Raw genomic sequence first — 13,062 nt, 5'->3', positions numbered from 1 at the left:
CAGCTCCTCACATTAACGAGTGGACGACAGCGTCAGCTTGATCAGTTGCCGGGCATGGCGGATCAGCGTGAATAGCTGCTCCAGCTGGACGTCGGGTAGTCGCTCAAGGCCAACCGTCAGGGCAGGGCGCTCGGCAAAGGGTAGGTCGTAGGCGCCGATCAATAGCTGACCAAACAGTGCCGCCGGTAGCTGTTGGCGTTGGTTCCAGTTCACCTCATCCTGCAGGCGCAGCAGTGCCGCGAGCAGAAGTTGAATACCAGTGTGCCGCGGGCTGAATCGCTCGCCTTGCTCCGGTGACAGGGTGAACCCTAGGCCGTCCGCATGCGGACTGACCATGGCAGCAGCGTCGGCGTACGCGGCAAGTTTGGCCGCCAGTGCGGCGCAACTTTCCCGCAGGGCGCTGATGTCATCCAGCAAAGGCGGGTGTGATTGAGGCGAGCTTACTGATGCCAGGACGCTCTCCATGTCATCTGGTGGTTTCACCGAAAGCAGCTCGTCACTCAGCGCCTGGCGTATTTCGGGGAGGCGTAGGTCATGTGCCGGCTTGGTGTCGCCGTCGCTGTTTACTTGATCGGGGTTGATCGCTTCATTTCTTTTTTCACAGGCGTCGTTGATGGCAGACGCTGGTCGTGATGACTCGCTTGATGGGTTTTGTGGCGAATTCTGAGGGATTGCAGGTGGAGGAGGCGAGAGACGCTGTTCCTGGTAAATTTCCAGTGCCAGCAGGCGGGGGGTCTGATTCAGGATCGCCGCCATTTTGGCAATCAGCTCGTCCTGCAGCTCGCTCGAATCTAGCTCGGGATTTTCACCGTCGAACCCCGACAGTACTTCCAGCCACAGGAGCGCGAACTGTTGGGCGTCACCGAAATACTGGTTCCAGCTCGATTCCGCGCGGCGCCTCACCGTCATGAGTCGATCGATGGCGGGTTTGCCGAGGCCTGCATACAGCATTTGGGGAATGGCCGGCAGCAGATGTTCGAGGGCGTCGAACATGCGACTGATATGGGGTTGGGAGATCGGGTAGCCACCCTCACTCAAGCGCGTCGAGAGCTCGCGCTGGCTGAGGGATTTATCAGGTTCTTGATACATGTCCTTGAGTCTCGCCACAGCGAGAGCGCGCTCGATGAAGGTGAGCTGGCCGTGGAGATCGCTTTCGGCCAGATGTCCGAGTAAAGCGTGAGATTCAGATTGCCAAGGACGGAACAGGCAATGGATGCGAAAGAAACGCTCCTCACGGGTTTCCTGCCAGAGCTCACCGAGGATGCTCAAGCGCGTGTTGCCGCCGTTTCGGATGATGAAGTGCGGCTCATCCGGGCGGCGGGTGATTGCGGGGGGCTGGTCCAGGCCGCGTTCGCGAATTGAGGCTTTGAGCTCGTTATACAACGGGTTGCGGACCAGGCGTGGGTTGAGCTCGTAGGGGTGCAATTGCTCGAGGCTGACCACCATCGGCGTGTCGCCGATCGGCGCGGCAGTGATTTCACGGCCGTGCTGCTGTGGGAAATGCGCCTGCTGCAGTTGACGGGAGATATCTTCGGAGGTCGGTGGCTTCATCACACATCCTCCGATCAGCCGCGACGGATCAGCCGGCGTTCAGTAGCTGACAGTTGGCCGGGCACCTGCGCGCCTGAGACGAGAAGTTGCGCGGTCCACTGCGGGAACAACTCGATCGCCAAGGCACGCATCACCTCCGCGGCACAAGGGCTGCGGCTGCCGGGCGGAGGGGTGGGCTCGACGCGGTGTACGGGCAGTCCCAGCGAGGCGGCATTGGGGTAGGCCACGCGGTCGGGAATCACCGTGGTGCAGACACTGACATGGGGATCGGACTGGAAGGAGGCTCGCAGGCTCTGCATGATTAAGCGGGTATCGCGGCGGTTGGCGTTGACCTGGTTGAGCAATAGCTTTACCGATGGCAAGACGATCCCTAGGTAGCGATACGGCTCCAACTCCTCAAATAGCCCAAGCGTGCCACGTCGCAATTCGCGCGCGGCGAGCATTTCCGGTGGGACCGGGCACAGGGCGCAATCGGAGGCGAGGATAGCCATTTCCACTACGATGCTGCGTGCGCCTTGGGTATCAACGATGAGCACATCGTACCGATCCTGAAAGGCGGGCAAGAGGTTGCGTAGGCGCAGGCGGCCATCGGGCGCGTGCAACAGTAGGGGGCTGATATGCCCGGCGCGGTCGTTGGACAGGATCAGGTCCAGGTGTTGAATGACTGTGGCAGAGATCACCTGCTCAGGTACCGTGAGCCGCTGCGCAATGAGTTCGTAACTGCCGGCCTCACGGGACTCGCGCAAAGCATAGTAGCTGGACAGCGTCGGTTGGCTGTCCAGGTCCAGCAGCAATACGCGAAGCCCCGAGTCGGCGAGTACACCGCCCAGGTTGGCGGCGACGGTGGTCTTGCCCGCGCCGCCCTTGGTCGAGATCAGCGAGAGGACGTTCATGATTCAGTCCCCGGTGGACAGCCGGTCTTGGACCCACTGTTCGATTTCCAGTGAGTCCCACCCCACGGCGCGGGTGCCGATGCGCCGGCATTGCGGGAACTGACCGGTCTTCATCAGGTTGTAGATGTGCGAACGCTTGAAGCCGGTTTTTTGCTCCACTTCATCGCGGCGCATGATGTGGCGGTCGGCAGGGAGAGGGGTAGCGCTGGTCGGTTGCATGATGTCACTCCGTAGCACCATGTGGTGCGCAGTGGGATGTGACAGTCAGTGAAGGCCTGATGGGGCGAAAAAACATTGTCAGGCAATGGCGACCTTTGCCTGACAATGCGGTGTTAGCCCCGTGTAGCTTGGGCAAAATGCCGGCGCGCGTCGGCAAATCTCCGATCAAGGGTACTTTTGCTCAAGCCAGCAATTCCAGGGAATCGTCGGGTAACCTCCTCTACCAAGGCACTCTGCGACTTGTAGATCGATTGCACCTGGCCGTCCTTCGATTTACCCAAGGTGACCTCCAGCACAGCGCCAACGAGCATGTGGTGCGTAACTTCGGATGCCTCGGAGGGAATGCCCAAGGCCTCGAGACGCGCTGTCATCTCATTGTTGAGCGCTGTAAGCGCCGCCATTTCTTCAGCCCTTGCCGAAAGCTCTTGGCGCATCTTGTCTATCATGCGCTGGGTTGCATCCAGCTCTGCTTGCTGGACTAAGTGCGCATTGAGGCTGACGCATTCCGAATGGTCGGGGTTCTGCGAAAACAAGAACGCGGGCTTTTCGTCAGGGTAGTTGTGGGCAAACCAAACCAGGAGATCGGCACGCCGAATGGACCAATACTCACGATGAGTCTGGTTATCCGCAGAGATCGGGCGACCCAAGCAGGTCGCGGGTAGTTCACCGCTGACGATGGCGTCGTAGATGCACTCGGCGTAGATGTGAAGAAATGGCCATTGCGGAAAATGCTTGAGCAGGCTGCCGGGGTGAGAGAGATCGACGCGCAAAATCTCGTCCTCGTGATCGGCAAGGTCACACCACAGAATCGCGGCATCAATTGGGTGATAAGAGCTTCTGATCGAGATCATGGCACACAGCCTCCTGCTGCGTTCGTCCTAGAATCGCTGGCGGGGGGCTGCTGCTAGGCCCTCTGTCGAGCGAGCCGGGTTCCGAAAGACCTTTTTCGGATCCAATTGTGGTGACAACTCATTGATCGGTTGGTTCGGCACTTAGAAATTGAAGCGGGTTTGAGGACCCGTCAGCGATAGGCGCTTCGTCATAGACCACTGTGCGTCAGTCTTCGTGATGCAAGCCCCAGATTTCATTTCGCATAAGAGGGTTTTTCGGCATTATGACGTTTAAACTCGTGGAAATACTCACTTTCAAGGAGGCATGCTTGCGCAACGCCAAATCGCCAGAAGATGAGCCTGAAAGTGGCGTCAAACGCGGACGTCTACCGCCGCTTTCGATGGTGCGCGCTTTTGAGGCAGTGAGCCGGCTCGGCTCTATGCGCAAGGCTGCGGATGATCTCAATGTCGGCCATACGGTCGTTTCCCGCCATGTTCGAAATCTTGAATCCTGGCTTGGCACGCGGCTTGTGGATGCTGGACCACGAGGCATTCAGCTGACTACGGAAGGCAGGCTTTTTGCCGAGACTGTGGGAATGGCTTTTGACATGATCGCCAAATCGACGGCGGAATTGCGTCCGGCGGTAAGCCGCTCGGTTTTACGAATCTGGTGTGTCCCTGGTCTCGCAACGCGCTGGCTGGCACCGCGTTTCAACCAGCTCCAACTTGCGCTGCCCGGCATTGATTTCGTCATGCGCGCGACCGATCTAGAGCCCGATTTCACGCATTACGACGCCGATGTCGATATCCGTTATTTGGAGGAGCCGAAGGGGAATGTTCGCTGGATTTTGCTGGAAAGGCCCCGGATTTTTCCGGTCGCTAGCCCGGACTGGATCAGCAAGAACGCACCCATCCGCACTCTTGACGATCTCGTGAATCAGCCGTTGATACATGAGGAAAGCCGCGATCAATGGCGACAATGGTTCCATCAGGCTGGCTATGGGCATGAAGTAGTGTTGAACGGGCCGCGGCTCTGGTCAGCCAATCTTACGGTCGACGCGGCCGTAACAGGGCAGGGCATCGCACTCGCGACACGCCTGATTGCCGCTGATGATCTGCGCACCGGGCGGCTGGTCGAGTTGCTTGAAACCGATGTTCGGCTCGGAGGCTATTATTTAGTTGGACCGCGTGAGCGTTGGAATGAAGTGACATTGGCGCGTTTCCGCGCTTGGATGCAGCAGTCTATCGCGGAGACGACGGGTGGCCAGTCAGCTGGTGCGTTAAGTCAACACGGTTGCGCTGAAGAATAGTTTAGCCGTCAGGTAAAAGTTCGGTTTGATACTTGAGTAGATCCAGGTCGAATAGCCTCAAACTGATCTTCCGCTCAACACATGCGCCCATGTTCCTCTTGCCATTGACGCTGGCTCGTCAAAGTTTCGTCCATTCACAAAAATATCTCCCAGTTATTGTCGCAACCGCGCTCATTCACCAACATGCTATGCACGCCCCCATCACAAACGGCCCCGTTGCGAATGACTGGCGGATGACCTTCGACAATCGGCTTGGGGGGGGGGCGCTGTCCGCTAGTTTCGCTGTTTGTGGCAAAGACTTGCCGTTTATGGCGATTTGCTCTGGATAACGATCCGTTCGGAATGTACGAAACTCATGGGGGAGGAATGCCTCCGTACTAGCTATGGAGTGGTGACTTTAAGTCACCACTGGGGAAGTAATAAAGTGCCTGTCTGAGCAGGAAAAACTGTATCAAACTCAGCTCTCAAATGAGTGGGTGCGGGCTGAACATCAAAAACAGCGAAGGGGAAAACCACGTTAGAGCACAGCGATTCTCATGCCATAGCGCGTTATAACCAAGTGCCGCAAGCTAGTCTGGAACGACTGTGTTCCGGACTAATTTCCCAGCCAAAACTTAAATCCAGACCCCGCCAAGTTGCTACTAAGGTGAGTGGGGTCGTCACTTCCTTTCTTGGAGACCCCCATGTCCAATGCCACTGACACACTGTACGCGAGGGATATAGCCCATCACCTTCATAGCTATACCGATGCGCGGATGCACGAAGGTGTCGGTCCGTTGGCAATTGAGCGCGGGGATGGGGTTTTCGTCTATGACACCGAGGGGCGTCGCTATATCGAAGCCATGTCGGGCCTGTGGAGTGCGGCACTTGGCTTCAGCGAGGTGCGACTGGTCGAAGCGGCCATGACGCAGATGCGTAAGCTACCTTTCTACCACACCTTTACTCACAAAACGCATCAGCCTGCCGTGGATCTCGCGGAGAAGCTCATATCGCTGGCGCCGGTGCCGATGAGCAAGGTTTTCTTTACCAACTCCGGTTCTGAGGCCAACGACACGGTGGTGAAAATGGTTCGTTATTACAATAACGCCCGTGGTCTGCCGCTGAAGAAAAAGGTGATATCTCGCATCGGAGCCTACCATGGCGTGACCATCGCTGCGGCGAGCCTAACTGGCTTGCCGAACAATCATCGTGCTTTCGACCTGCCTATGATGGACATAGCGCATGCAATGTGCCCGCATCACTATCGTTTCGGCGAACCCGGCGAGTCGGAGGAGGCATTTTCGGATCGTCTTGCAAAAGGGCTCGAAACCCTCATCCAACGCGAAGGGCCCGATACAGTTGCTGCGTTCATCGGCGAACCTTTGATGGCGGCCGGTGGGGTTATTGTTCCTCCGCGCGGCTACTGGCAAAAGATCCAGGCGGTTTGCCGCAAGTACGATATTTTGTTGGTAGTAGACGAGGTCGTCTGTGGATTTGGCCGCACTGGCAACATGTTCGGCTCGACTACGTTCGGCATCGAGCCAGACATTATGGTGCTGTCTAAACAGTTGACCTCGTCATATCAACCGCTTGCAGCAGTGTTGATCAACGAACGGATTTATCAGGAGATCGCGGGGCAAAGTTCGACCATCGGGACCTTTGGACACGGCTTCACCGCGAGCGGGCACCCAGTGGCTGCGGCAGTGGCGCTGGAGAACATCAAGTTGATTGAAGAGCGACACCTGGTAGAACACGCGGCCGAAATGGGGGCGCGACTGCGAGCTGGCCTTTCGCAATATGCTGACCACCCGTTAATCGGGGAAATCCGAGGTGTCGGCTTCATTGCCGCCGTTGAGCTGGTCGCAGATAAATCGGAGAAAACCCGGTTCGAGCCGCTTCGCCGGGTCGGTAGTTATTTCAATGCTCGCTGCCAAGAGCACGGCATGATTGTCCGCAACATTGGTGACAGCATTGCGTTCTGCCCACCCCTGGTCACTACAGCGGAAGAAGTCGACCTTATCATCAACTGTTTCAGCAAGGCGTTGGAGGATACGCAGCGGTGGCTGGCGCAGGGGCATTGAGTACGGGTACGGCTCGACTTTGATAGGTTTGGCGTCGTATCGCGGACGATCCTGTGAGAGTAGGCAGTGGGCCTGCTAAATGGCTTACAGGCAAGCCCGTTGTAGTATTCACGGAAAATGCCACGACATATACATGTTAGAGCCCTGATTATTCGGGGCTTTTTCGTTGGTGCCTGCCCCGGCTTCGCCTGCACCGGTGGTGTTAATGAAGACCACAGTGACATCTTGGGTAGCAATAGGCGCGCATTACAAATATGCAGCCGATGTCAATTCTGCCGATGGGTCAGAAATCGCTGGATAAGCTTTTGTATTTGTTGAATATTTCCTCGCCTAGTCGCAATGGTCGGGCTCAATGCTCGTGTCGATCACGGGTTGGCAATACCAGCTTCTGCGCCACTTTCAGGCACTGTCTTGCACGGAGCTTTTGAAGCCGTGACCCCAAGCGACGATTAGTTCAGTATGTTGTCAATTCTGGCGTTAGGAATACTCTTTATGGTCAGTTCCAGTTCATCCCAGTCGATGCAAGACTTCAGTCAAAACTTGCGCCTTCTCTGCGGATATTATAAGTCGGTGGCGAAGGTGTGCCGCTCCCTTGATATCAACCGCCAGCAGTTCAACAAATACTTGGGGGCGCAAGCGACTCCCTCGTCCTTTACCCTGCGCAAAATCTGCACTTTTTTTGGGGTGGATGAGGAGGAAATATTCTCCGAGCATGAATCCTTCCGCGCTCTGCTCAGCAGGCAACGCAAGGCGCGAGAGCAGGACAGTGCGGTACCAGCCGATTTTTTCCCGAGCTCCGCGCAGGCGTTGTCGAAGTACCAGGGTTACTACTTTGTCTATTTGATGTCGCCTGCCGCGCCGGGGGAGGTGATCAAGTCGATTACCCGCTTGACCCGCTCCGGCGAAAAGATCCTGAGTAAAACCTACGAGCGGATGAGGCTGGGCGATGACCAGCTGAACAGTTTCGGCATCAATAAATATCGTGGATTCTGCTTTGCCTCATCGGATCTGATTTACATCGTCGAGCGCGAGTACCTCTCGTCCCGGGGCTATATCTGGTCAGCGCTTTATCCCTCCTACCGCAGTCGTTTCCGTTTTCTCAACGGCTTGGTACTCGGCGTTTCGGGTGACAATTTCCGCCGTCCTTTTGGTGCCCATATTGTATTTGAGCACCTAGGCGAGTCGATCGACCTGCGTAACGCTCTCACCAGTTGCAGCTGTTTTCCGATTGATGCCCCTGAGATTCCCGACGAGGTGAGGTCGCGGCTGCTGGTACATCCATCAGAAGGTGAGTTCAACCTCGTCCCTCCGCTGTTTTAGTCATTTTTTAAAATTGACGCTAGGTGACGCTTTGGGGCGTCACCTGGCGTTTTTTTCTTCGCGCTCGCGAAATTGAGCTGGCCGTGCGGCAGATCGATAATGTCATACACCACTCAAATGTCAGTTTCGTTAACGGCCAATCACATCATTCATTCCAGTTGAATGAGTGCCTGTTTTTACAAGTGATCCGCTGCGCCCGCCATAAAAATAAGAGGAACGCCTATGAAATTCAAAAGAACATTGATGGCGGGGTTGATGGCGCTGTCCATTACTGCGCCATTGACCAGTGGTTTGGTGTATGCGGCAAACAATACCTTGGTTGTCGCTGATCGAGCCTCTTTCAAGGATTGGGATCCAGCCTCGGCCTTTTCGGAGGAAGTGCGGGTACTGGGCAATATCTACGAGACACTAGTGGTATATAACGCGCCAGGCAGTGCTGAGGAGTTTTCCCCCGGGCTTGCCACGTCCTGGGAAAGCAGCGACAACGGCAAGACCTGGACCTTCAAGCTGCGGCACGGCGTTAAATTTCATGACGGTTCGGCCTTTAATGCTGCAGCGGTCAAAAAGTCCATTGATTACGTCAAGGAGCTGAAACAGGGCGCTGCATTTGTATGGAAAGGTCTGGATGCCATCGAGGCCCTCGCTGACGATACGGTAGCGCTCAAGTTTAAGAGTCCCACTCCGGCCAATCTGATCGCGGCAGGTCAGTATGCCGCTTACATCATTGCCCCGGCGGCGGTGGAGAAGGGTCATGACTGGATGATGGCTCCCAACGCCATCGGTACCGGTCCCTACAAACTTGGGCAGGTCGAACAGGGCCAGCAAGTGGTGCTTGAGCGATTCGATGGCTACTGGGGAGGTTGGAAAGAAGGGCAATTTGATCGGGTCATCGTGAAGGTCGTGTCCGAAGCCGCCACTCGTACCCAGATGATCAAAAATGGCGAGGCCGGTGTCGCTTGGGATATCCCTCTTGATCAGCTCAAGGTGTTGGGGGAAAACCCCTCCATCAAGGTGAGCACCGCGCCTTCGTGGAAGAACTTTCAATTTTTGATCAATACCCAGAAGTACCCTACGAACAACCTGGCATTTCGTCAGGCGCTGCAGTACCTCTGGGACTATGAAAGTGTCACCAAAGATATTTTGCATGGCTACGGCAGCGTTTCCAAGGGGCCTTTGCCTACCAGTATCTGGGGGCATGCCAGCGTGCCTATGGCCTCTTACGATCTGGATAAAGCCCGACAATTGTTGGAAGCCTCCGGTGTACCTAAGCAGGACTGGAAGGTCTCGATGCAGTACATCAGTGGCATCTATGCAAACGCTGCTGAACTATTCCAGGCGACGGCGTCTCAGGTTGGCGTTGAGGTGGAGTTACTCCCCGGCGAGTGGGGTGTGATCTGGGATAAGGCAAAGAAGCTGGATACCGCTCCCAACATGCAATCTATGGCTTGGTGGCCGACGTATCCGACACCCAGCGATTGGCTTTTCAGTGAGTTCCATACAGAGAAAACCACGCTATTCAATCTGTCTCACTACAGCAACCCAAACTTTGATCAGTTGATCGAAGAGGCGGCGGCGTTAGAAGGCAGTGATCGGGCCAAGTCCACTGAAAAGTACGTGCAGGCCCAGCAGCTACTGGCCAAGGACGCTCCTGCAATCTGGTACGCCGACGTGCAGCAGATACGTGTCTCCCGCAAAGACATCAAGGGTATGGAAAAGAGCCTGAATCCTGCTTATGAGGCGATTCTCTACTACAACTTGAATCGCTGAATGCTGAGTCGTCCTTGATGAAGTGGTACGTGTATTACCTGATTTGCCATGTAAATCGATAACCAGGCAGTTGGTTAATTTGCCTGGTCATTCCCTCAAGGCTTAATCCGCTTTTTGGGCTTTTATGTAGGGTGTAAGAAGTCAGGGTCAAGTTTTTTAGCCACAAGGGGTGTTCCAAATGGCGAAGTATATAACTCAGCGATTGATAGTGATGTTCTTCATTCTTTTGGGAGTGTTGACCATCACCTTCGTTCTGAGTCGAGCTCTTCCGGGTTCCCCGGTAGAAATGATGCTGGGGAACCACCCCACGGTGGAGCAGATTGCCGTCGCACGGGAAAAACTGGGGTTGGATAAGCCTCTGCCGATCCAATACTTCAATTACATCGGCGATCTTCTCCGAGGTGATTTTGGCACTAGTCTGCGCACCGGGCGGCCGGTGGTGGAGGAAGTGGTCAGGCGGGTTGGCGCGACCTTTGAACTGACATTCCTGGCGATGTTCTGGGTGGTGGTGCTAGGGGTGCCGATCGGTGTCATCTCAGCGGCGCGGCAGAACTCAGTGGTCGACAATGCGGCACGAGCGGGGTCCATCGCCGGGACGGCGTTTCCAGTTTTCATCCTGGCCATGGGCTTGCAGTTGCTGTTCTACGGCAAGCTCAACTGGCTGCCCCTGCAAGGACGTATCGATGCTTCCATTCTTCTCGATAGCCCTTTTGAGCGTGTGACAGGCTTTTACCTGATTGACACTCTGCTGGCCGGTAATTTCGTAGCATTGTGGAGCGCCATCAAACACCTGACGCTACCCGTGCTCACCCTGGTCATCGTGACCTTGGCCACTGTCACCCGGATCACCCGCAACATGATGGTGGAGGTGCTATCCGAGGAGTACATCCGTACGGCCGTTTCTTACGGTGTACCCAAGTGGCGTATCCATTACGCCTATGCCCTGAAGGCGACAATGATTCCGCTCCTGACAGTGGTGGGTCTGACCTTCGGTTACCTGCTCGGTGGTGCGGTAGTCGTTGAGTTCATTTTCGATTGGCCCGGCCTGGGCGGCTTCGTGGTGTTTTCGATTGCCCAGAATGATTTCCCCGCTGTCATGGGAGCCACCCTGGTGCTGGCCACGACGTATCTATCGATCAACCTGATCGTTGATCTCTTGTATCACCTTGTTGATCCGAGGTTGCGAGTCCAATGAGTATCCAAGACGTATCCCTGTCCATGCCCTCGCGAGCCCCATCATGGCGTATCAAGGCCTTGGCGTTTGCCAGCGATAACAAGTTGTTTGTATTCGGCGCGCTGTTATTGCTGCTGATCATCCTGGCGGCGGTCTTCGCCCCCTGGCTTGCACCTTATGAACCGAACAAGATTGTCTTTTCCCAGAAATTGCTGGCACCCAACTGGGCACACTGGATGGGCACCGACGAGTTTGGTCGCGACATTCTTTCACGGGTGCTTTATGGCGCACGCACCTCGCTGATCATCGGAGTAAGCGTGACTCTGATTGCGATGCTGATCGGGATTCCGATTGGGCTTGTTTCCGGTTACTTCGGTGGTCGAGTTGATACGCTGTTGATGCGTTTCTCAGATGTGTTTCTGGCCTTTCCGCCGCTGTTGTTGCCGATCGCTATCACCGCTGCGCTGGGATCGGGATTGGCCAACGCCATGTTAGCGCTCGCTGTCTCTTGGTTTCCCTGGTACGCGAGGATCATGCGCGGTGCGGTAGTACGGGTTCGTTCAGAAACCTATATTCATGCAGCCCGTTCCATGGGCGTCAGTCACTGTCGTATCTTGCTTCGCCATGTACTGCCCAATGCCACCACGCCTGTGATCGTGCAGGGCTCCATGGACTTTGGTTACACCATTCTCGCCGCTGCCTCGCTGAGTTTTATCGGGCTGGGGGCCAAGCCGCCCATGATCGAATGGGGGCTGATGGCCGCGGCGTCGCGCTCGCAGTTGCTTGAGAATCCCTGGACGGTGCTGTTTCCCGGAGTGGCGATTTTTGTCCTGGTGCTGGCCGTCAACCTGGTGGGTGACGGGCTGCGCGATGTGCTCGATCCAAAGAAGGGGACGCGCTGATGATCGACGAATCCTTGCAATATTCTGCTATCGAGCGTCTCGCCGCTTCGAATAACCACGCAGCTCAAGACCTGGTGCTGGAAGTGGAAGGGCTGACGGTGTCTTTTCCTGGTTTGTTCAAGACCGTAAAGGCCGTACGCGGCATCGACCTTAAGGTAAGGCGCGGTGAGATCCTCGGGTTGGTGGGGGAGTCGGGCTCGGGCAAGTCTATGACGGCCATGTCTTGCCTTGGATTGATGCCTGAGGCCGCTCGGCTGGAAGGCAGTGTCAAGGTCGCCGGACAACAGGTCAACGGCGCCTCGGCATCGCAGCTGGCGGCTTTGCGTGGCGGTGGCGCGGCGATGATATTCCAGAATCCGATGAAGGCGCTCAACCCGTTCTTCACCATCGGGCGGCAGATGTTCGACGTCATCGGCTGCCATCGTCAACTGAGTAAGGCACAAATCCGCGCCGAGGCGCTGAGCTCGCTGGAAGCGGTGAGCATGCCGGACCCCCCTCTGGCGCTAGCCAAGTACCCGCACCAGATGTCTGGCGGTCAGTTGCAGCGGGTGGTGATTGCCATGGCGCTGGCCTGTCGGCCGAAACTGCTGATCGCCGATGAGCCGACCACGGCGCTGGACGTCACCGTGCAGGCGCAGATCATCACTCTGCTGCGCAAGCTGGCTCGGGAGCAGGACCTGGCGATTCTGTTTATCACCCACAACCTGGGGGTAGTGGCTTCGCTCTGTGACCGGGTGGCGGTGATGTATGCCGGCGAAGTGGTGGAGAGCGGTCCGGTGGGCGAGGTGTTCAAGCGACCTGCACACCCCTACACCCTTAAGTTGATGGGCACCGTGCCCAAGTTGGGGCAGGGACCCCAAGCCCTGGGCTTCATCCCAGGGCAGGTGCCGAACATGGCGGCTCCTCCGGCTGGCTGTGCCTTCAACCCACGTTGTGAACGCGCCACCGGACGTTGCAATTACGCTGCGCCGAGGGTTGTCATCGGCAAGGAGCACTGGGCAGCTTGCCACAACATATTGGTCAAGGTGTGAGGCTT

General features: G+C 56.4%; 11 protein-coding genes. 7 read left to right on the top strand and 4 right to left on the bottom strand.

All coding sequences use genetic code 11. The annotated features are described in order from the left end of the window. Positions 1 to 12 precede the first annotated feature (12 nt). The 4 genes from C6382_RS00495 to C6382_RS00480 all read right to left on the bottom strand — a co-directional run bounded on the left by C6382_RS00495 (position 13) and on the right by C6382_RS00480 (position 3,514). Positions 13 to 1,551: a ParB family protein gene (locus C6382_RS00495; protein WP_107022620.1), complete on the bottom strand. Its 1,539-nt coding sequence runs from the start codon at positions 1,549 to 1,551 to the stop codon at positions 13 to 15. Positions 1,552 to 1,565: 14 nt separating this feature from the next. Next, positions 1,566 to 2,444, bottom strand: coding sequence for a ParA family protein (locus C6382_RS00490; RefSeq protein ID WP_107022619.1), 879 nt, complete (start codon positions 2,442 to 2,444; stop codon positions 1,566 to 1,568). Between the two features lie 3 nt (positions 2,445 to 2,447). Continuing rightward, on the bottom strand, positions 2,448 to 2,663 hold the full coding sequence (locus C6382_RS00485; protein WP_107022618.1) for an AlpA family transcriptional regulator: 216 nt from the start codon (positions 2,661 to 2,663) through the stop codon (positions 2,448 to 2,450). A 113-nt stretch (positions 2,664 to 2,776) separates the two neighbouring features. Beyond that, positions 2,777 to 3,514: a hypothetical protein gene (locus C6382_RS00480; RefSeq protein ID WP_107022617.1), complete on the bottom strand. Its 738-nt coding sequence runs from the start codon at positions 3,512 to 3,514 to the stop codon at positions 2,777 to 2,779. A 308-nt stretch (positions 3,515 to 3,822) separates the two neighbouring features. On the opposite strand from C6382_RS00480, the gene C6382_RS00475 reads away from it, so the two are divergent. From C6382_RS00475 to C6382_RS00445, 7 genes are all read left to right on the top strand, one after another. After that, positions 3,823 to 4,803, top strand: coding sequence for a LysR substrate-binding domain-containing protein (locus tag C6382_RS00475; protein WP_218276234.1), 981 nt, complete (start codon positions 3,823 to 3,825; stop codon positions 4,801 to 4,803). A 683-nt stretch (positions 4,804 to 5,486) separates the two neighbouring features. Continuing rightward, positions 5,487 to 6,863: an aspartate aminotransferase family protein gene (locus C6382_RS00470; protein ID WP_107022616.1), complete on the top strand. Its 1,377-nt coding sequence runs from the start codon at positions 5,487 to 5,489 to the stop codon at positions 6,861 to 6,863. A gap of 492 nt (positions 6,864 to 7,355) precedes the next feature. Next, positions 7,356 to 8,183, top strand: coding sequence for a helix-turn-helix transcriptional regulator (locus C6382_RS00465; RefSeq protein WP_107022615.1), 828 nt, complete (start codon positions 7,356 to 7,358; stop codon positions 8,181 to 8,183). A 222-nt stretch (positions 8,184 to 8,405) separates the two neighbouring features. Then, on the top strand, positions 8,406 to 9,950 hold the full coding sequence (locus C6382_RS00460) for an ABC transporter substrate-binding protein (protein WP_107022614.1): 1,545 nt from the start codon (positions 8,406 to 8,408) through the stop codon (positions 9,948 to 9,950). A 178-nt stretch (positions 9,951 to 10,128) separates the two neighbouring features. After that, positions 10,129 to 11,145 carry an ABC transporter permease gene (locus C6382_RS00455; RefSeq protein ID WP_107022613.1) on the top strand — a complete coding sequence of 339 codons (1,017 nt, stop codon included), beginning with the start codon at positions 10,129 to 10,131 and terminating at the stop codon, positions 11,143 to 11,145. Continuing rightward, positions 11,142 to 12,026 (top strand): ABC transporter permease, encoded by an 885-nt coding sequence (locus C6382_RS00450; protein ID WP_107022612.1) that lies wholly within the window; start codon positions 11,142 to 11,144, stop codon positions 12,024 to 12,026. The genes C6382_RS00455 and C6382_RS00450 overlap by 4 nt, the downstream gene beginning before the upstream one ends. After that, complete coding sequence (locus C6382_RS00445; protein ID WP_107022611.1) at positions 12,026 to 13,057, top strand: ABC transporter ATP-binding protein; 1,032 nt, start codon at positions 12,026 to 12,028, stop codon at positions 13,055 to 13,057. The genes C6382_RS00450 and C6382_RS00445 overlap by 1 nt, the downstream gene beginning before the upstream one ends. Positions 13,058 to 13,062: the final 5 nt, after the last annotated feature.

This window comes from Pseudomonas sp. BBP2017 (genome assembly GCF_003024385.1).
Taxonomy (GTDB): Bacteria; Pseudomonadota; Gammaproteobacteria; order Pseudomonadales; family Pseudomonadaceae; genus Aquipseudomonas.
The sequence above is the reverse complement of the archived record's forward strand: the minus strand, read 5'-3'. Positions and strand labels throughout refer to the sequence as shown.

Excerpts from the sequence above, each read along its gene's own strand:
- C6382_RS00495 (WP_107022620.1), bottom strand. The coding sequence starts at position 1,551 with ATGAAGCCACCGACCTCCGAAGATATCTCCCGTCAACTGCAGCAGGCG.
- C6382_RS00490 (WP_107022619.1), bottom strand. The coding sequence starts at position 2,444 with ATGAACGTCCTCTCGCTGATCTCGACCAAGGGCGGCGCGGGCAAGACC.
- C6382_RS00485 (WP_107022618.1), bottom strand. The coding sequence starts at position 2,663 with ATGCAACCGACCAGCGCTACCCCTCTCCCTGCCGACCGCCACATCATG.
- C6382_RS00480 (WP_107022617.1), bottom strand. The coding sequence starts at position 3,514 with ATGATCTCGATCAGAAGCTCTTATCACCCAATTGATGCCGCGATTCTG.
- C6382_RS00470 (WP_107022616.1), top strand. The coding sequence starts at position 5,487 with ATGTCCAATGCCACTGACACACTGTACGCGAGGGATATAGCCCATCAC.
- C6382_RS00465 (WP_107022615.1), top strand. The coding sequence starts at position 7,356 with ATGGTCAGTTCCAGTTCATCCCAGTCGATGCAAGACTTCAGTCAAAAC.
- C6382_RS00460 (WP_107022614.1), top strand. The coding sequence starts at position 8,406 with ATGAAATTCAAAAGAACATTGATGGCGGGGTTGATGGCGCTGTCCATT.
- C6382_RS00455 (WP_107022613.1), top strand. The coding sequence starts at position 10,129 with ATGGCGAAGTATATAACTCAGCGATTGATAGTGATGTTCTTCATTCTT.
- C6382_RS00450 (WP_107022612.1), top strand. The coding sequence starts at position 11,142 with ATGAGTATCCAAGACGTATCCCTGTCCATGCCCTCGCGAGCCCCATCA.
- C6382_RS00445 (WP_107022611.1), top strand. The coding sequence starts at position 12,026 with ATGATCGACGAATCCTTGCAATATTCTGCTATCGAGCGTCTCGCCGCT.